This window comes from Legionella spiritensis (genome assembly GCF_900186965.1).
GTDB classification, from domain to species: Bacteria; Pseudomonadota; Gammaproteobacteria; order Legionellales; family Legionellaceae; genus Legionella_C; species Legionella_C spiritensis.
The window spans coordinates 815,262-833,775 of the sequence record NZ_LT906457.1; the positions used below are offsets into that span (position 1 = coordinate 815,262).

Sequence of the window (18,514 nt, forward strand, 5' to 3'; positions counted from 1 at the left end):
TCACTTTATATATATCTGTCTGTCAGAAAAGTAGTGGTAGTGCGCACGGTAGCAATTTATTTGTGGGCAATGGCACGTTGGATTGGGAACAGGGTGAGAATATCTGTACTGATTACGAACATGAAGGAACACGTTTTAGCAAGCGTTGCGCGTGTCCTTTACCACGAATTATTGATGATGAAAATAAGTTAATCCAGGTTCCAGCCGGTAGCCTGGATGGTGATCAATATTTTAAGCCGACGGCGCATATTTTTACGGAATCAAAAAAATGCAATGTACAGACAGAGACTGGTTTTTAGAAGAGTTACCGGAACAAGTTGATTACAGTTGGTTGTTACGATTAGTGACGGTTTGGGTAGAGACAGAATCTCTACCATTTAAGATGGGCGTTCTAGCGACAGTGGATGAACATGGGCATCCAGTAAGCCGTACAGTAGCCATCCGTGAAATAAACGAACATGGGTTGCTTTTTTTTACCCAGCTTGGCAGCGCCAAAATAGCACATATTTCAGTGAATCCCTATGTTTCCTTTACTTTTATGTTACCGAATACACAAAGACAAATTACCGTCTCCGGTAGGGCAAGGCCACTTGCCGAAAGCGAAAATTTAAAAAATTGGGAGACTTATGATCAAGAGAGAAGGTTACGATTTTTAGTCTATGGCACAAAATCTGGGCAGTTGATAAAAAAACAACAGGAGTTGGATGAAGAGTTAGTTGCGTTAAGGGATAAATATAAAGAAATACTCCCGGAAAGACCTCGAGAGTATGTTGGTTATACGGTTGTTCCCGAAGAGATAAAATTTTATCAATTAAATGAACATCGGTTGTCCGACTCAATCACTGCAATACGTACTGATAAAACCTGGACTTTACAGCGATTTGTTCCTTAACTGGACAAGCACGTGCAATAGAACACTGTGTCCCAAAATTTCAGGCGAAGTGGATAATAAGCCTTGAATATTTATACTCCGGTTGCTGGAATATACAAGACCAATGCAGAATGGCACATTGAACACTAGGCTCTGTGAAAATTTTTGTTCACAGAGCCTAGGACAGGTCTACCAGGCTTAACGCTCCGGAATTTGCAACCTGGCAAAATCTAAAAACACGGCTTCATACCAATACGAAGGACGGTAATGAAAAAATATTGGGTATATATACTGCGCTGCGAGAATGACAGTCTTTACACGGGCTATACGGATGACTTGCTAATACGATATCAAGCCCATAAAAATGGAACAGGTAGCAAATACACACGCAGCTTCAAACCAAAGTTTATAGCCCAGTGCTGGGAAATTTCCGGCGAAAAAAGATTGGCTATGCAAGTTGAGCGTCAAATTAAAAAAATGTCTCGAGAAGAAAAGGAGAGTGTAATACTTTGTCCTTCAATCTTAAGCAGCAATTCTATGGTTCAGCCAGGGATTATACCAACAGATAATTAAAGTCTGATAATCCAGCCAATTTCAAAGAGCGATTACAAGCTCTGCAGACAAGGGTAGTATCGGAAGGTATTTTTCTTACAGGCGCGCCAATAGCTGTATGGGATCTTATATGATATCGTTAATAAAACCTTAATAATTTTTATTTAAACTTCCCCTCCGATTAACATACATGATTTGATTATGACCGCAATTATTAAACTGAATAAAGTGGAACCGGAGAAGATAAAAAAACTATTCTCATTTTTCGGTGATCAGACAAAACAAGGAAAAATGGTATGGAAAGAAGGCGTCATTTATCAGTTTGAAGACCACGAGTCATTTCAGTTTGGTAATGATGTATTTCAACGTCAAAGCCAGGCAGGTAACGTGCGTTATGAGGAGATTAGCAAGAAAAAGCCGCTTGGGAAAGGAGCCTATGGTGAAGTAAAGCTCATTAAAGGCACGACCAGGCTAGATCCGGACGCTATCGAATTTAAAAAACAAAATTCAAACGGCGAAAGAATGGTGGTTAAGATACAAACGCACACTAACGCACATAACCCTCTTCCTCAACTGTACAAGGAACATGACATAACGAAACAAGCCGGGCACTTAAACATCAAAAGCCCCACGGTTGTCCAAAAAGAGGATGGTTCCCATGTCAGTTACATGGTGATGCGAAACCTGTCTGGCTGCAAATTATCTGACATCATTGATGGTCAAGTAGCGATAACGCTCCAACAACGTATTGATTTGAGCAAAGCCTTGCTCAAGGCGTTAAAGGAACAGGTGACTGATAAAAATATCGTACACCGCGACATTAAGGACGATAATATCAAGGTGGATTTGGGCCCTCCCATAGTCGTGAATATTTATGACTATGGATTAAGTATGAAACGCAATGAATCCGATGGCAGGCACGTTGGATGTCCTAATTATTTTGCACCGGAAGTCATGCATGATGCCTTGAACGTGAACGAAAAAGCGGATGTGTTTTCCATGGCACGGGTGCTTGCCCTGCTTTGGAATGTGGATTATTACAGCTACATGATGATTTCAACGTATGATTACTATACGATGGCTCTCTCTAATAATCCTGATGACCGAACTTGCTTACTGGATAATCTTTGTGGTGGGATTGTTGGTCTGAGTGACGAAAATAAGGCTATCATAAAAGCGACGTTGACAGGGATGCTGGAGCCTGATCCCAAGAGTCGTTTGTCTATCGAACAGGCAATAGAACAATTTGATCGGGTTATGCTGGCTAACAAATCGAAAAAGGTTTCTACAGTGCCCGGGAATGCAGGTGGTAACTTTTTTAATTGCCGTTTATTTAAACCATCTCCACCAATCGAATCACAAAATGACCGTTCTGGTGAAGGTCACATTTTGGACGCCAGTGTTTGCAAAAAAATATAATATTGAAAATCGGCTGCCCTGTCATTCATACTGTAGCCCCTGATCTAACTTATAAAAAACCGGCATGAGCAATCAATCAAAAATCAAGTGTCCCATCTGTGACAAACAAAATACCTGGCATCCTGACAACGCGTTCAGGCCGTTTTGCTCGGATCGTTGCAAGCTGATCGATTTAGGCGAATGGGCCAGCGAAACACGTAGAATTTCCGGCGAGACGGTGGATCCCCTGCAGGGCGACCATGCCTCTGACGAGACGTTTGCCGATAGTATGGCCTAGGTTCCGTGAACAAAAATTTTCTTCGCACCATTTTTTGCGAAAAGGCCGTAGCCCGTAAGGAGGCCTGCGGCCGTATTGCGGGTTTGATGTGCCACTTATGAACGTTTTCCCGCATTACGGCTTCGCCTTCATGACGGGCTACAAGACATTATTAGTTGTTGCGCAACAATAGTTGCCTTGTTTTCGATCGGAAAAAATTTGTTCACAGAACCTAGCGGCCTGTCAAACGGCGGCCATGGCTATCGCGTTCACCTTGTAACCGTTCGATAGCCGTAGTCGCCGTGTTGATCGACTCTATTGCAAACCCTGGCTGTTTAGCCGAAGAATTTATAATAAAGCTGAATACTTCCGTAATTGGGCACGAAGTGGAAAAAGTCGAGGTGATCGGCCGCTTCCTGTCCGGAATACTCAATACGTACGCCGGCCTTGTCGTGGAATTTAAGGTTTAAACCCACCCCGTAAAGAAACGCCAGCGTGCTGTATTGGCTGACCAGCGCGGGAAAACCGGTTGCGTTTACGGTGTAACGCTTATGGAAATAGCTGGAACCAAGGCGGGGATAAAAATCAAGGTAGCTGGTAACCGGGAAGTTATACATGGCGGACAGGGACACCTGATATTGATCGGTAACGCTTGCCGTTCCCGCCGGAGCACCGGTAACGGCATTGGCCAGGGTATAGTTGTTATCCCCGAAAAAATTCGCGCCAAGCTCAAGCATCCAGTGAGAATCAAACATATAGCCTATAAAGCCGCCGCCTCCGAGCTTGTATCCGTTGGAATCCGCGTTGGCCGGAAAAAGAATGGCCGGGATGGTTTCAAAGTGCCGATCGGAAAACGCGGCGGGGAAGGCTAATGTGCCGCCGACATAAAGCCCTCTGTTTTCTGTCGGTTCGGCATAAGCTGCGATTTTTGAGTCGCCGGCAAATGATGCCGTACAGGCAGCCAGTCCAGCTAAAAGCGCTATGCCAGTAAATACTTGCTTCATAAATCAAACTCCATTTTAGTGACGTGCCACGTTAAACGATCCCCCGATTTTTTGTCAAGGTATCGTGTAATCAGTGCGTGTCTTCACTTCATTCTTTGGCTGCAAACACGGCTAACCGGCGCCAAAACAGCGTGAAAGGTATCTGATATTTTCTTGCCTTTCAGAAGTTGACTTAATATCATGTTCCGCAGATGCTTCCCGCTTTCTATATCCGATAGCATTTCATTGGTATGTCATTTAATGGATTTCAGGCAGGCTGCCTGTAAAAATGGCGCGTTTACCCTGATTGATTACATGGAGTAGTACTATGAAAAATAAATCTGAAGAAAAAGAAACAAAGAAAATAGCCGTGGTTGGTCTTGGTACCGGATTAACGGCGGTTTGGGCTATGGAAAATCAGGGTAACTTCCAGGTCACGGGGTTTGATTCCGGTTCGTCGCCGGGCGGCCATATCAACAGTTTTTCCCTCCAGGGTCGTGGAAAAGATGGCGACCTGATGGCGCCGGTAATCGTGGAAGGTGGCGCTGAATTTATCGGCCCGCCTGAAAAATACCCTCATGTTCATGCCTTATTTGAACATCTTGGCGTTGAATTGAAACCCTATCAATTAAACATGGAGTTTCATAATCATCAGAAAAAGGACAAACTTGTACTGCCGCCCGCGTATTTTACATCCGATGGTATCGGCGCTCAACGAAGCGGTTGTTTTCCTTTCCTTACCTCATTTTTCAGAAAAGGCCAATCCCAGAAAAAACTGACCATCGATACCCATTCGTTGCTGTGCCACTTCGATGACATGTTGAAAATGAAAAGTGTGATCGACGACGCCGAAGATCTTGAACCGGGCGTGCGCAAGGCTAAAAAACAGGCCGTGAAAATACAACAGGCCAAGGATAAAACACTTCCTCCCGAAAAGATGAAAACCCTGGAGCAATTTGTTAATGCCTTTATCGATGGTGATAAAAGCAAACAAGACTTTGCCGACCAGTTTCTATACCCCTTGATCGCAGCCGGCTGGGGTGTGTCCGTAGACACCATCAAAACTTTCGGCGCCCATTACGCCATGAATTATCTCAAGGCGGGCGATACCTGGTATGACGCTCCCGAAGGATTGAGCAGCTATATTGATGCCATGCGGGAGCAATGCGGCAAAACCCGATTTGAGCTGGACTGTACCATCAAACAATTAATTCCTGTGGCGGTTGACGGGCAAACGAAATACCAGTTGCTGACACAGGACGATAGGCTGATCATGGACGACCATGGCGAGCCAATGCTCTACGATGATGTGATGCTTACCTCTCCCGCTTACATCACCAACGAATTGCTGGCAGATATCGAGGATAAAACCATTCAGGACTTGCGTGAAAAGCTCAAGGCGGTGGAGTATTACGATACCACCGTTGTCTTTCATCAGGACAAGCGTTATGAATCCGAAGTCGGGGCCGTGGTTCATACCCGCTATGATGGTGAAAGGGCGGCGAATACCATGTGCAAAAAATGGAAATTTCAGGAAGGTGACACACCGATCATGAAAACCTGGGTATTGCCCGGGCAGCCTATGCCCAAAAACGTTCTGGTGGTGAAGCAATACAGGCATCCTGTCATGAACCAGGCCTATTACGAAGCCCAGCAAGCCTTGCATCATACCCAGGGACAGGCCGGACTCTGGTTTGGCGGCATACTGGGAGGCAACAGCGACGCGCACGAAAGCGGTATTTCCGTAGCGTTGCAAGTGGCGGCGACACTTTGTCAAAGAGAACGTTGTCTGGAGGTGAACGAGCGGCTTAAGTTATTCCCGGATGTGATCAAATCGGTTCAACCTGGAGCGCCCTGTGATCTGGTGTGCGGTGTCGATCATGACGAGCAATCAGAAGGCTCATCGCTTGCCATGTCCCCGATGGGGTAATGTTTGCCGATGAGATAACCACGCGCCATTTATGAGCTAAAATGATACGTCTGATAGTTTATGGGCCCGGAGACAAGGAGCGACGGACATGCAGAAAATAACACCGCATTTATGGTTTGACAGGGAGGCCAGGGAAGCCGTCGAATTTTATACCTCGTTGTTTCCTGACTCAAAAATAACAACTATGACAACGCTGCATGGCACACCGTCCGGCGATTGTGATGTTGTTTCCTTTGAACTCTGCAATCAGTCGTTTATGGCCATCAGCGCCGGCCCTTTTTTCAAATTCAATCCCTCGATGTCATTTCTTGTACGTTTCAATCCGGTGAAGGATCAGGATGCGGCCGAAAAACTCGACACCCTGTGGAATAAGTTGATCGACAACGGCACAGCCCTCATGCCGCTGCAAGAGTATCCGTTCAGCAAACGTTATGGCTGGGTACAGGACAAATATGGTCTTTCATGGCAACTTATTCTGTCGGATCACGGGGACGAGGCGCGGCCATTCATTGTTCCGTCGCTCCTGTTTGTCGGCAAGGTGTGCGGCAAGGCGGAAGAAGCCATCCATTTCTATACGTCGGTATTCAAAAACTCAAAATGCGGCATGATGGCCCGCTATGGTGCGGGGCAGGCGCCGGACCAAGAGGGAACCATTATGTTTGCCGATGTCATGCTGTCAGGGGAATGGTTTGCGGCTATGGACAGCGCCCATGCCCATGATTTTGCATTTAATGAGGCGATATCGTTCATGGTGAACTGCGAAAGCCAGGAAGAGATTGATTATTATTGGGAGAAACTGTCTGCTGTCCCGGAGGCGGAGCAGTGCGGCTGGCTCAAGGATAAATACGGCCTCTCCTGGCAGGTTGTCCCCACCGTTCTCGGTGAGATGATGACCAACGGCGACCGTAAACAGATTGACCGTGTCACACAAGCGTTCCTGTCGATGAAGAAATTCGATATTGCAACGCTCAAGCGGGCTTATGAAGAAAACTAACAGGATGAGGTACTGTTTCCATTTCGTTTGGCATGGTTTTAATTCTTAAAAAACGTCTACGTGCCGCGAACAAGTCGCGGCACGTAGACAATTTTAGAACAATATTTTTTGTGATTTTCTGGTGTCAAGACCTGTATTTTTATTTCTTTTCTGATAATCTAATGAGGCAAACGATGTCTTTTCCCCTGATCCACAGCCTGTGGATATTTTTTTAAACAAGTCGCATTTTTTTTCATAATTTCTAAGCAATGTAAGATAACAGACCAGAGCAGGCCTGACTTCTATCGGTTATTGATGATTTGAAGCAGAAAATCTGTTATTCACAATAACTGTGGATAAGTCTGTGCATACGTTGTCAAACCCGTTGATTTTTCGATGAGTTTTAGTGCTGCTCACGGGGCGGCCAGGGCGCTCCCCTGGCTGGTAGGTATTTATTTGCCTGACGCCGGAGAGCAGTCTTGAAACTCGCTAAAATCCAGATGGCGCTTCGTTTTTCGCTCAAAAAATCCTGGATTTCGGCGTTTATTAGATGGCTTTTTATCATCCAGATGACTTGGCAAGAGGGGAGAATGAGATTTAGAAAGGTCCGGTTTTTGGGTCGATACCGTAGCGTTTTCCGCTTGATTCTCTTCAATGGGGAATTCTTCTGCCAATTTTTCTTCTAATTGGTCATAGGAAATTAGTTTGTCAATAAATATGTCTTTTTGTAAAGACGTAACCAATCCTGCTGTTTCCATTTTAGTAATGTGAGTAATTAATATCTCTATATTTTCCTTGAAAGGAACCAATATGTGCTCAATGTCTCCTATCTTCGGGTATGAGGGGCTGACAGAACTTTTTCCAATCGAATAAATGATGTAATAAGGACCATGTTGCACGGGTGATATATTGGGTAGTCCGGGTTGAAACTTTCCCCAACCTGTCTGATTAATTTTAATATCACCGGTTACGGCCATCATAAGAAGGCTATATTGCCCGCCTTTCATTTCCTCGACACCATGAGCAAGGATCTCGCTTCCATATTTGTCCATAATATTTTGCAGTGGGGGAAGTGAGGTTAGACGGGAGGTAAATGATCCCTTGTAAGACATTTTAAATATCGATTTGAACAGTTCTTTCGCTTTGTATTCTTGCTTGATGATACCGCTTAATAATTCGGGCATGTTAACGTCATGGTTTTCATCGTAATACTCAGGGTACATAGATATTAGTGTTGCTTTGACATCAACGCCGTCCAAATCCATCCAGTTCTGATTAGGCTTATAGAAATCTGAAAAACTATTAAAAGGCATATTAGTTCTTATGTGAAACAAAGTGTGCATATTCTATCATAGAATGCGTTGTTCCATATAAACATGACGTGATGATATGTCCGGATTGGAGAAGTCGATATCAAAACGGTCATAGATTTTGTGAACAAATTTTTTTTGCAAAAGAGCCGTAGCCCGTAAGGAGGCCTGCGGCCGTATTGCGGGTTTCATGGTTCAATAGGGTAGCAGGAAAACAGGTGGGCGCCTGGGAGAACGTTTTCCCGCATGACAGCGAAGCCTTCATGACGGGGTACAGGAAACTATAATCGACCCGTTTTCGTTTCGACAAACAAGATAGAAACACCGGATGTATTATAATTTAAATGTAACGTCTATGGAATGGAATGAAAAGGAATGACCAATGAAAACACCAAACCCGGATTATTATCAGGAGCGCCTTCTCAGTGATGTTCTGACCGAGCGACGCGCAACACCGGACTTCGATGGTTCATCCATACCGGATCATAGCCTCTCTGCGATTATAAACGCGGGTATCGAATCACCCAGCGGATACAATCTGCAGCCATGGCGATTCATTGTGGTTCGTGACGCCCGGCAGAAAAAACGCCTGCGCGAGGCGGCAATGGATCAGCCTAAAGTGGAAGAAGCAGGGGCGGTTATTGTTTGTTGCGGTGATTTGAATGCGCCACGAGGCAACAGTCTGGATGATGTGCTTGACGAGGCGGCACGGCATGGTTTCAGTGACGACCAAAACCAGGAGGTAAGGAAAATAATAAACAAAACCTTTGATCGTCGTGCAGGCAATGCTATGGGTCTTTCGCCGGATTATGCCGTATGGGTCAACCGTCATGTCATGATTGCTTTTACGACCATGATGTGGACAGCGGAAACGCTTGGCTTTGATACCGCGCCAATGGAAGGTTTCTTCGAGGATAAAGTCAAGTCGTTGCTCGAGATCCCTGATCATGTGCGTGTTGTCGCGTTGCTGGCCATAGGGCGGAGAAAAGGCAAGGATAAACCCTATGCCGGACGCCGCAAATTACAGGATATTTGCTTCAAGGAAACATGGGGCGAGTCTTTAAAATTATAGCGCCGGATCGTTATCTGCCGTTTCATCTGGTTTATGGAGGCTGGAGATTGTTAAAAACCGGTTCTATGGCTATCGACCGGGTACGCTGATTGGTATTGGCGAATCAGTGGCGTTTGTATCTTCCAGCTCCTCCTGAAATGTCCTGTGGAAGCGTTTTAATTTGTTTTCACTGGCTGTCCCTGATAAAAATAAAGTCTGCCCGGTGGTTTTGTAATTCATATAATGGGCGATGCCGAACGTCAGGGCGGCAATGAAATTGACAACGCCTTTCATGAGATATCGAACCGTTTTTGAAAAAGCGCTTCTATCCTCACCTAATACATGTTTGCAGAAATGATCCTGAGCGCAATTGAGGCTGGCTATCAACGTTTTTTGGGCGCTTTTATTTTTTAAAGCGGCATCATGAAATGTTTGCAAGGCATCAAGACAGGTTTTGTAATATTGTTTGGAACATGTCATGGCTTTTTCATGTTTCCCCGGGGCGTCTTGCAGGCATGATAATACGTCGCCTATCGTCTGATGGATTTTTATGACACTGCCGGAAAATGGTTTGTTATCGAGCATCATCCGGATTTGTTTTTCGTTTAACACCTCGCCGGACAAGTCCAAAATAGCTGACAAAGCGGCTGTGGATAATTCCCTGTGGTGTTTCATGAGGAAATTCCTTATGAAATTATTCTCTGCCAGTCGCTTGACCTGTTGTTCGGTTAAGGTTAGATTTTTCTCGTAAAGAATTTTGGTCATTGCAAAAAAATCCTTGGGATTGTTTATCTTATAATCGGCAATGATTTGTTGCTTTAATTCATAATAAATTTCTGCAAGGTGCGTATGACAGGTTCTTCCTTTTAATGAGTCGCATTGACCCAGCAACGTTTGTAAGGTAAATAGCCGCGGCAAGGCGTCAGGGGTACTGGAGGACAGGAGAGCGCTTGCGTTATTTGCCAGGGCTATGGTAATAATTTGTTCGGAAAGTGACAGGGAGCCGTCGTTACTGGTATGCTGAAGAAGTAATTTCAGAGCATCTTGCGGCTTAAAATGATTGGCCAGATAAATTTGTGCCGCCTGGATGAAACAATCCAGATCATCCGAAGCGCCCGGACTAAGTCGGAACTGGTAATCAACCGTTGTTCCCACGGTACCAAAATGACCGAAACTGTCTCTATTTTCAATAATATTTTTTAACGTTTCCCGGAATTTGTCATGTGTGGACGTTACAAAATACAACTCATCAGGATTGGCTAGCATGTCTTGATGCGTGATGATTTTCCTGGACGCGAGTGATACCCGGGTAAGGATATTTCTTAATAAAGCCCCGTTGGTAAAGTGTTGTTGTTTAATGGCTTCCAGCGTGTCACCGCAGGTAGAACTGATATAGGCACCTACACGTAAATCCAGGTGAGTTGAATAATCCTCCCAGGCACCGGCTTGCATGTCATGAATGACATCCTGGTCAAAATGCTCCTTTGAACATAAGGCAAACATGCGTCCATATTGTGCCTGATCACTATGAATCATGCCGAATTTCTGGTGGCTTTCGTGGATGATGATGGATAATTTTTCCTCATTGACCAGCGCTTGTACCTCCGGCGCAAGTTTCAGGTTTTTATAAAGTGCCGTAGTGGCGTCAATAACCAGTACGGCAGGTTTTTTTCTTTTTTTGGCGATAATATTGCGTTGTACAAAGCGGTTAATGTCAACGCCGGGCGTTAATCCTTCCGGATTGACAATTGGGCCGGCCGTGAGTACGAAAATATCGGCGTTGGAACGGCTTGTGGTTTTCGTAAGGTAATTAAATTCATAATAAGCCGGTTTGACCACCTTAACGGAAGGCGTTTTTCCCGATGCTGTTTGCATGTTCAAGGCAAGCTTCATGGCCAGCGCATAAGCATTGGTGCCGGACATGGCGGGGCAGGCAATAAATGCGGTTTTATCCTGTTTCCCGCTGTCAAGGCCCGTTGACCCGTAAAAAGTACGCTTTGATTCATTTAGAAATTCATGAAACCCCTTGGCCAGATCGTCCGGGTTTTGCTGTTTTAAAAGGGATAAGCTGATTTCATGAATGATTGTGTATACGGCGAAAGCGAATCGCGGGTAATCGGTTTCATAAAACGTATTTGCCATATCTACCATACAGGCAATACGCTGGATCGCGTCCGGTTTTAGATGGTCAGGCAGGTTTTTTAAAATTTCAAGCAAGCTGGTTGCAAGCTTTTGTGTTGGATAGCGATTGTTTCGGGCAAGACGGGATAGCTTATAGATGATCCGGCTTTTGAGTAACGCCTCTGACGAGTCCGGTAAATGTTTGTAAAGCTTGATGGGCCTGGGGATGTTAAAATTTCCCTTTTTGTTGATATTAATTGCAATTTCCCAGGGGGAAGCGATGACACCGAACGCTCTTAATACATTGATAATATATTTACAATTATGATGGTTTTTTGGCAAAGTAATAAAACCCACCGTATGCTGGTCATCCTTAATGATATTAGACTCAAACAACATTGTTTTTTTCGGAAAAAATTGTTTGAATAGCTCTTCAACGGGTGTATTTTTTAACAAAGTGACAGGTATAAAGAGGTACTGTTCTTTCTTGTTTAGCGGAATGTGAAACTCGGACATCAAGCCGTCAATCAGGAAACCTGAGAGGTTGTCATCTCGATGATAATAGGCGTTTTTATGGATGAACGGGTTTTTAACCCGATAGCGCGAGCCTGTCTGAAATTCAGCGACATGCCTGCCAAACATAATACTCGAAAGCAAGCGTTGTTCGTCGTTGGGGTCAATGAGGGAAAGATAGGTAAAATACGGGCTTCTCGTGAACGATTGCTTGACCGTTTTTTTGCGCCAGAAGCGCTGGATTACAGTGGCTGCCCGTTTTTCCTGAAATTGCTGTTGTTCGTTAGTCAGATTGTCCTTAAAGCCAACACCGGCGGCCTTACGTTGGTTTCTTTTTTTCGGATCGTATTCCAGCCTGGCCATATTTTTTTCAATATGGTCATTTAAATTTTTTAGTGCCGGATTAGCCTGAATTAATTTCATGGCCGGAATAGTCATTAAATGTGCTTGTATGTCAGTTTAATAAACAATTATTAAGTCAATATTAAATTTTAAAGGATTTGCCTATTAAAACTGGACAGGACAAAAAATTTCTACCCTTCCCGAATTACCGTGGCTTGACCACGGTAACCAAGAGTTCTGGCACGTAAGTCATACGCCTTAAATTTTGGCATTATGGCTACGCGATTATATTATATTTCCCATGGCAGTTTAGGTGTAATTTGCGGCAGGTTAATCGAATAGTTATTATATGCTTCATTTTCTTTATCAGCAGTCGGAACCGATTCATCATCCTGCCTCATAAGGGATAAAACTTCTTTGTATTCCTGGCTGGTTCCTATTGGAACATCTGCATTTTCTTTCTTATAACCAACAGTGGTTGGAGTAACAACCTCCCTGTTATGGATGGACTCAGGTTTTTCACTACTTGATATAGTGGGATGAAGCACTTGCTTTGAGTTAAGAGAGACCGGTTTAAACGCAGGGTATGACTCAAGTGATTTTGCTTCGGGCCAGAGCTCCTTGACTTTACCAAGCATGTCTTCAGCCATCTTTCTCAGGTGCGGTAATATAGGGGGTTGATCGGGATGCAATTTATCATGATTGGTTACTACATCAACAAAAGTTTGTAATCGGGTTAAAAATCGCGACCTGGCCGAATTAGTGTCTGGATTCCATAATGAATCTTTGGGCACAGGGCCTGAACCCCATACCGCATCTTTTTCCAGGATATGAGTGAGATTCGACATTTCGTGTAAAACATGATAGGCGCAAGCCTGTGTGTAGTTGGTGCTATAAGCCAAATCATCTGAGGCTTCGGGAATTACTTTCTTTAGTTCTTCCCGGTAAATTAGCTCAAGAGGTTTTAGTACGTCATCCGGGATGGTTTTAGCAAACCAGGCGGTGGGCATGCTCATGCGTAGATAGGTTCCATCCAGCAAGGCATTGCGCGGAGAGGACCATTCAAAATCAATCAACTGTAAATCTTCAGGTTCCTCATGATCAAAAACGTTGTCTGGAGCAATATCCCCATGAGTCAGAACGGTGAATGGGCCAGGTTTAAAAATGGATTCCAGAACCTGTTGTACCTCATCAGTGAAGCCTGTTGTCACAGGTAAACCGAGTGTTTCGACAGCTGATTGAAGTTTTGGCTGTAAATTTTCAGAAATAGATTTCAAGTCCTCTTCCGGGACAGTGGCGTTTTCATTAATTTCTTTCAATATTGTTTCATAGCTGTCCGTATGTCCAAAGCTCGCAGCATGAAAGCACCCTAATGCTTTCATATACCGCTCTAAAGCTGAAACAGCTTTAGAGCGGTTTGGAACTGCGGGTGCTAATGAATCAACCAAACTGATATGTGGATCACCCAGATCTTCAATGAGAATAAATCGAAGTTCATTATCGCTGCCATAAAATAATGGAGTATTATGTACATGTTCGTTTTGCTGGATATTACTTGCAAATTTAATACCCGCCCAATCACGAAAAAATCTTGCATCAGCATTTGTATCATTAATGTCTTCTTGTTGAGGTAAAGACTGTTTTAAAATAATACTTTTTGGGACTGATTCAGATGTGCTGGTAAGTGTAATTCTTAACAAAACATTTCTACGCTCTGGTTCACTTAAGTAAACAAAAGAATCAATGTCGACATCTGCAAATTCAAATTTTTTTCGAAGAATATCCATGGTTTTCTTTCGAATAACAGGGTCTATTTCTCTATCTTTTCCTCGCATAATTTTTTCTCCGGATTTGCAGGCATTTTTCTATCGTTTCATGAATTTTAAATGACAAAGATATCTTGTTTTTCTAAATTAAAACTTTTTTACAAAAAACTAACAATGTTAACTGTCTGTTTATTGATAAACATATTGATTATAATTTAAAAAAACCGATAAGATAGATTAATTTAGATGTGTTTTTTTTAGATTACGACGACAAAACTATGAAAAATAAGCGGAGAATTTCTAGCCAATTCAGTGAAAAAAATGTAACTCCCAAGCTACCCCGGCATGAGAACTGCTCCGGATCCGGGAAGACAGAGATTAACCATTGCCAGGGCGTGTTTTTAAAAGGCTCCCTATTTATGTACTCATTTCTGCTCATTGATTGTCATCTTTGCGCTAAATTATCCCGGTGTTCATGGCGAAGCCCAAATATGGACACGCTCTGAAATACTCGCCGGAATTTTTTTGATATAAAAAAATCAATTTGTATTTCGTTGGTTTTTGTGGTTAAATATTGTACATTTCTATTCCTTTGGTACCCACAAATATGCAAGGTAAAATTGAATCACCTGATACGTGTTCCGGTCATATTCGTTTTTTTTATAAAAATGCCATAGACAAACTTGCCGCTATCGGCAGACGAAAATTCTTGCCCGTCGTCATTAACGGTGAAACGATTTTATTAAATGAAAGCGGTTTATCAAGCGAACTGTACGCGCTTCACGAAGAAAAATCCGCGATAATGGAGAAAAGAATCGATTTGTTCGAGGACAGGGAGGCCGGAAAAATTTTTGAACATGACTATCAAAGAGAAAGCGCCGTTTTAAGGAAACAATGTGATGACATTCGCCGGCAAATTGCCGAACTTGAACAAAAAGAAATGGATACGACCGGCTTTTTATTGGGTTCAGGGGGTAGCAAAAAATTTTATGATATTGGCCATGGCAAGGCTTTGATGCTACCCAATCTGGATGCGAAATACATCGGAAAAAAAGATTGGGCACGAATCATTTATGAAGAATCCCTGATTGCCGACATGCTAGGCCAGTACGGACTGATGTCACAAACTTACCAATCCGTGACGGTTACAGTGGAGGGTGCCAGTTTTACAACCTTGCAAACGGACAGCTTTCCCGCATTGGCGAATAAAGGACTGCAGGTCCGGGATTTAAAGAACCGGTGTCATTATGGTCGTTCCATGCTATTTGGTGATTATGACCATATCAATCCGCCCTTTATCAAAAATATGCTAGAGGATATCTGTCAGGACATCACCGTACTTTTGGCCCACCAAATCAATATTAATGGTGCTTCTTTCAATTTAGTCATTTGTGATAGCGAAGATGCAGGCCAACCGGATGAAAAAAAGCCTGTATTATATTCTGAAGCCGGACAAAAAATCAGGCTTTATCTCTATGATTATTCCATTGAGCATAGAACGAAACTGGATACCCTGTATTTAAACCTGTGTGGTGACGATGGCGATCCAAATCGCGAAGAGATCGCGAAACAGGCCAATGGGTACCTGAATCTGGCTATTTATTCAATTAAGAATGCCATAACCAATGATGAGATGGAGCAATTAATTGCCCAGGTCCCGCGTTCGTCGTTGTATCATTCGGAGAGAATAAATTATTATTTTATTGACCAGCAAATTACGAAAGCTTTTGAAGCGGTCAAACAGGAAATGATTGATGATATTGTCGCAGCCGTTGTTGATAATTTTAATCCGTCCTGCGGAAGTGGTGAGGGTATGATACCTGTTGCATCAGACAGCCTTCTCCCTCCTCTTGCATTTCAATAGTCTGGCGAGGTCGTTCTCCAGGTTCTGTGAACAAAAATTTTCACAGCTGCAAATGCGGCCAATTGACACCATTTTTTTGCGAAAAGGCCGTAGCCCGTAAGGAGGCCTGCGGCCGTATTGCGGGTTTGATGTGTCAATTAGGAACGTTATCCCGCATTACGGCTTCGCCTTCATGACGGGCTACAAGACATTATTAGTTGTTGCGCAACTATAGTTGTCTTGTTTTCGAGCGGAAAAAATTGGTTCACAGAGCCTAGGGCGTGTCCTCATTCGTGGCGTGTTAACGATATTGCAACGTGTCCGTCAGAGTGAGCAAATCGGCTGCCCTGTCTTCGAAACAGGCCAGTGCCTGTCGTGCTTTCCGGTAATGGTCATGAACAAGGTTTTGCAAATCATTTCTGGAATAAAGCGTCGCGTAGGTTACTTTATCATTCATCTCGTCGGACAGGCGGCCTTTGCCGTGGGTGCCCCCGGCGTATTGATCGAGATAGTCGTCCTGCATCTGGAAAACCAGTCCCAAATGGGCGGCATAGTCGCGTAAGGCCGTCATGGCTTCGGGATCGGGTTGATCGGCGGCGGCTATGGTCATGTCGGCACAGGCAAGAATCAATCGTCCTGTTTTGAGCGTATGAATCCGTCGCAATTGCGATTCATGCACAGACGGTTGTGCCAAATCGGTCAGATCAAGGCTTTGGCCGCTTACCATACCGGCCACTCCGGAAGCGCGGCTCAGTGTTTTCGTGATCGCCACTATCTTTGAGGCAGGAAGATCACCGGCGAGTTTGTCTAACAAAATATCAATCGCCAGCATTTGCAGGCCGTCGCCCACCAGAATCGCGGTGGCTTCGTCAAAGGCCCGGTGGCAACTGGGTTTGCCGCGGCGCAGGTCGTCGTCGTCCATAGCCGGTAAATCGTCATGGACGAGTGAGTAACAATGAGTGAATTCCATGGCGGCGGCGATGATGTCCAGACAGGCGAGTTCCACGGATAGTAATTCACCAAACAGATAAATCAGTAAAGGTCTGAGCCGTTTTCCTCCGGGGAAAAGAGCGTAGGAGATGGCTTCTTTAAGACGGGGCGCTGCTATCTCGCTACTGGCAAGAAGCTGATGTAACACATCCTCGTGGCGGTTTACAAACGCCGTAAACCTGTTATTGATCATCAGAGTTATCGTCTGCGGAGTGAGTCTGGCTGGCAGTCAGCTTTTCAATTTTTTGTTCGGCCTGAGTCAAGACTTCCTGGCATTTACGGGCAAGCGTAATGCCTTTCTCGAATTGTTTGAGAGATTCTTCAAGGGATAACTCACCTTTTTCAAGCTGTAAAACAATCCCCTCCAGTTCACTCATGGATTTTTCAAAATGGATCGTTTTCGTCACCTAAGTCCCCTTTATTCCGCAAAAACGACAGTATACTGTTTCATAATAAACTTGCAATGCTGGTACCTCATCAATGGATGTACAACAGGAAAGAGCAGGGGACATAAAGGACAGCCTTTCTGGATCAAGTCGAGTATTTAAACCAGACAGGCATCACTTTGTTTAAATACGTCATGAATTTCCATAATCCGACCTGATCCTCGACACTGCCGAAAGGGTCGGTTTTTTGTTCCGGGAAACCGATGCCGACACCAAATAATCCAGGTCCTATGATACCCACGTGCGGGTTGCAGGTCAGATGCTCGTAATCATTAACGACCAGATTGTTGCGTCTGGTGAAGCCCACGGCGTAAATAACTTGATGGCATTCAGGGAGGTAGCGGGTCATGTTTTGTTCGCTGGTGTTGTAACGCACCAGATTATCCGGCAGAACACCGTCGATGTTATCATGAGCCCAGGCGGCGGTGTCACCCTTCAGGCCGGTATTGTCAAAGAGAATCCAGTCGCCCATTTCGATAGCATAGCGACAGGGTGAGCGATAGAAATTGATGATCTTTTTAACTCCGAGTTCAACCAGGTAACGCAAGATAATAATGGCCGAGTGGGACGAGCCGAACACACCGTAGGTTTGTTGCTTGTCAATGCTCCGGGCCAACCGCTGCTTGTCTATCGCCGTCTCAAACGGGATAACGTCAACCCCGGGGTAATTCAGGCTGGCGGCAACGGCGCCTGTTGCCAGTATTACGTTTTGGGTTTTGAATACGTCCTTATCCCCTGTTAATGACCATGTGCGCTCTGAAAGAGTCATGCTATGTACCAGGGTTTTTACGCTTGTTACCTGTTGGCTGAGGTGATCGGATACCCATTGCAAGGGTTCTACAACACGACTCAAGAGACAGGTGTTCTCAGGCGGCAGGTGATTAAGCGCAAAATCCGGCGATGATTTGCCATAGCGAAAAGACGCGGCGTCGTGCAGAAAATCGGTGAATCGCCATACAGTCGTGTTACTGGACACGTTAGACCATAATTGCCCGAGATCGCCGACTTTGAAGCAGGGATCAAGCCACAATATCTCGTCAGGAGGAATGCCATGATCGAGCAGTTTCCCAACGGAAGCAATACCGGCAGGCCCGGCACCGATAACGGCCCACTGGAATGATGTTTTATTCATTTTTATTGAATTGGTT

16 protein-coding genes are annotated in these 18,514 nt (G+C 44.5%); 9 read left to right on the forward strand and 7 right to left on the reverse strand.

The window, feature by feature from the left end; genetic code table 11:
- The first annotated feature begins 62 nt into the window (after window positions 1-62).
- The 5 genes from CKW05_RS15625 (at window position 63) to yacG (ending at window position 3,119) form a co-directional block, all read left to right on the forward strand.
- Complete coding sequence (locus tag CKW05_RS15625) at window positions 63-299, forward strand: GFA family protein (RefSeq protein WP_058484116.1); 237 nt, start codon at window positions 63-65, stop codon at window positions 297-299.
- Window positions 269-892, forward strand: coding sequence for a pyridoxamine 5'-phosphate oxidase family protein (locus CKW05_RS03810; RefSeq protein WP_058484115.1), 624 nt, complete (start codon window positions 269-271; stop codon window positions 890-892). Before CKW05_RS15625 ends, CKW05_RS03810 begins: the two co-directional genes overlap by 31 nt.
- A 246-nt stretch (window positions 893-1,138) precedes the next feature.
- Window positions 1,139-1,444 carry a GIY-YIG nuclease family protein gene (locus CKW05_RS03815; RefSeq protein ID WP_058484114.1) on the forward strand — a complete coding sequence of 102 codons (306 nt, stop codon included), beginning with the start codon at window positions 1,139-1,141 and terminating at the stop codon, window positions 1,442-1,444.
- A 180-nt stretch (window positions 1,445-1,624) separates the two neighbouring features.
- Complete coding sequence (locus CKW05_RS03820; RefSeq protein ID WP_058484113.1) at window positions 1,625-2,842, forward strand: protein kinase domain-containing protein; 1,218 nt, start codon at window positions 1,625-1,627, stop codon at window positions 2,840-2,842.
- A 64-nt stretch (window positions 2,843-2,906) separates the two neighbouring features.
- Entirely contained in the window at window positions 2,907-3,119 is a 213-nt protein-coding gene (yacG, locus tag CKW05_RS03825; RefSeq protein WP_058484112.1) for a DNA gyrase inhibitor YacG, read from the forward strand.
- Window positions 3,120-3,433: 314 nt separating this feature from the next.
- Here yacG and CKW05_RS03830 read toward each other — a convergent pair whose 3' ends face one another.
- Entirely contained in the window at window positions 3,434-4,102 is a 669-nt protein-coding gene (locus CKW05_RS03830; protein ID WP_058484111.1) for an outer membrane beta-barrel protein, read from the reverse strand.
- 307 nt (window positions 4,103-4,409) lie between these two features.
- On the opposite strand from CKW05_RS03830, the gene CKW05_RS03835 reads away from it, so the two are divergent.
- Both CKW05_RS03835 and CKW05_RS03840 read left to right on the forward strand, forming a co-directional pair.
- Window positions 4,410-6,011: an FAD-dependent oxidoreductase gene (locus CKW05_RS03835; protein ID WP_065238418.1), complete on the forward strand. Its 1,602-nt coding sequence runs from the start codon at window positions 4,410-4,412 to the stop codon at window positions 6,009-6,011.
- Window positions 6,012-6,099: 88 nt separating this feature from the next.
- Window positions 6,100-7,005 (forward strand): VOC family protein, encoded by a 906-nt coding sequence (locus tag CKW05_RS03840; RefSeq protein ID WP_058484110.1) that lies wholly within the window; start codon window positions 6,100-6,102, stop codon window positions 7,003-7,005.
- 431 nt (window positions 7,006-7,436) lie between these two features.
- Here CKW05_RS03840 and CKW05_RS03845 read toward each other — a convergent pair whose 3' ends face one another.
- The gene (locus CKW05_RS03845) at window positions 7,437-8,297 is read right to left on the reverse strand and encodes a hypothetical protein (RefSeq protein ID WP_133141191.1); all 861 of its coding nucleotides are present in this window, start codon (window positions 8,295-8,297) and stop codon (window positions 7,437-7,439) included.
- Window positions 8,298-8,676: 379 nt separating this feature from the next.
- Between CKW05_RS03845 and CKW05_RS03850 the strand changes: the two genes are divergently transcribed.
- On the forward strand, window positions 8,677-9,366 hold the full coding sequence (locus CKW05_RS03850; protein ID WP_058484108.1) for a nitroreductase family protein: 690 nt from the start codon (window positions 8,677-8,679) through the stop codon (window positions 9,364-9,366).
- 69 nt (window positions 9,367-9,435) lie between these two features.
- Here CKW05_RS03850 and CKW05_RS03855 read toward each other — a convergent pair whose 3' ends face one another.
- The gene (locus CKW05_RS03855) at window positions 9,436-12,417 is read right to left on the reverse strand and encodes a hypothetical protein (RefSeq protein WP_058484107.1); all 2,982 of its coding nucleotides are present in this window, start codon (window positions 12,415-12,417) and stop codon (window positions 9,436-9,438) included.
- A gap of 194 nt (window positions 12,418-12,611) precedes the next feature.
- Window positions 12,612-14,156: a protein kinase family protein gene (locus tag CKW05_RS03860; protein ID WP_058484106.1), complete on the reverse strand. Its 1,545-nt coding sequence runs from the start codon at window positions 14,154-14,156 to the stop codon at window positions 12,612-12,614.
- Window positions 14,157-14,694: 538 nt separating this feature from the next.
- On the opposite strand from CKW05_RS03860, the gene CKW05_RS03865 reads away from it, so the two are divergent.
- Window positions 14,695-15,951 carry a hypothetical protein gene (locus tag CKW05_RS03865; protein ID WP_058484105.1) on the forward strand — a complete coding sequence of 419 codons (1,257 nt, stop codon included), beginning with the start codon at window positions 14,695-14,697 and terminating at the stop codon, window positions 15,949-15,951.
- Window positions 15,952-16,231: 280 nt separating this feature from the next.
- Here the strand turns inward: CKW05_RS03865 and CKW05_RS03870 are convergent, their stop codons facing one another.
- The 3 genes from CKW05_RS03870 to CKW05_RS03880 form a co-directional block, all read right to left on the reverse strand.
- The gene (locus CKW05_RS03870; protein WP_058484104.1) at window positions 16,232-17,113 is read right to left on the reverse strand and encodes a polyprenyl synthetase family protein; all 882 of its coding nucleotides are present in this window, start codon (window positions 17,111-17,113) and stop codon (window positions 16,232-16,234) included.
- Window positions 17,103-17,327 (reverse strand): exodeoxyribonuclease VII small subunit, encoded by a 225-nt coding sequence (locus tag CKW05_RS03875; protein WP_058484103.1) that lies wholly within the window; start codon window positions 17,325-17,327, stop codon window positions 17,103-17,105. Before CKW05_RS03875 ends, CKW05_RS03870 begins: the two co-directional genes overlap by 11 nt.
- Before the next feature lie 124 nt (window positions 17,328-17,451).
- Entirely contained in the window at window positions 17,452-18,498 is a 1,047-nt protein-coding gene (locus CKW05_RS03880) for an FAD-dependent oxidoreductase (RefSeq protein ID WP_058484102.1), read from the reverse strand.
- Window positions 18,499-18,514: the final 16 nt, after the last annotated feature.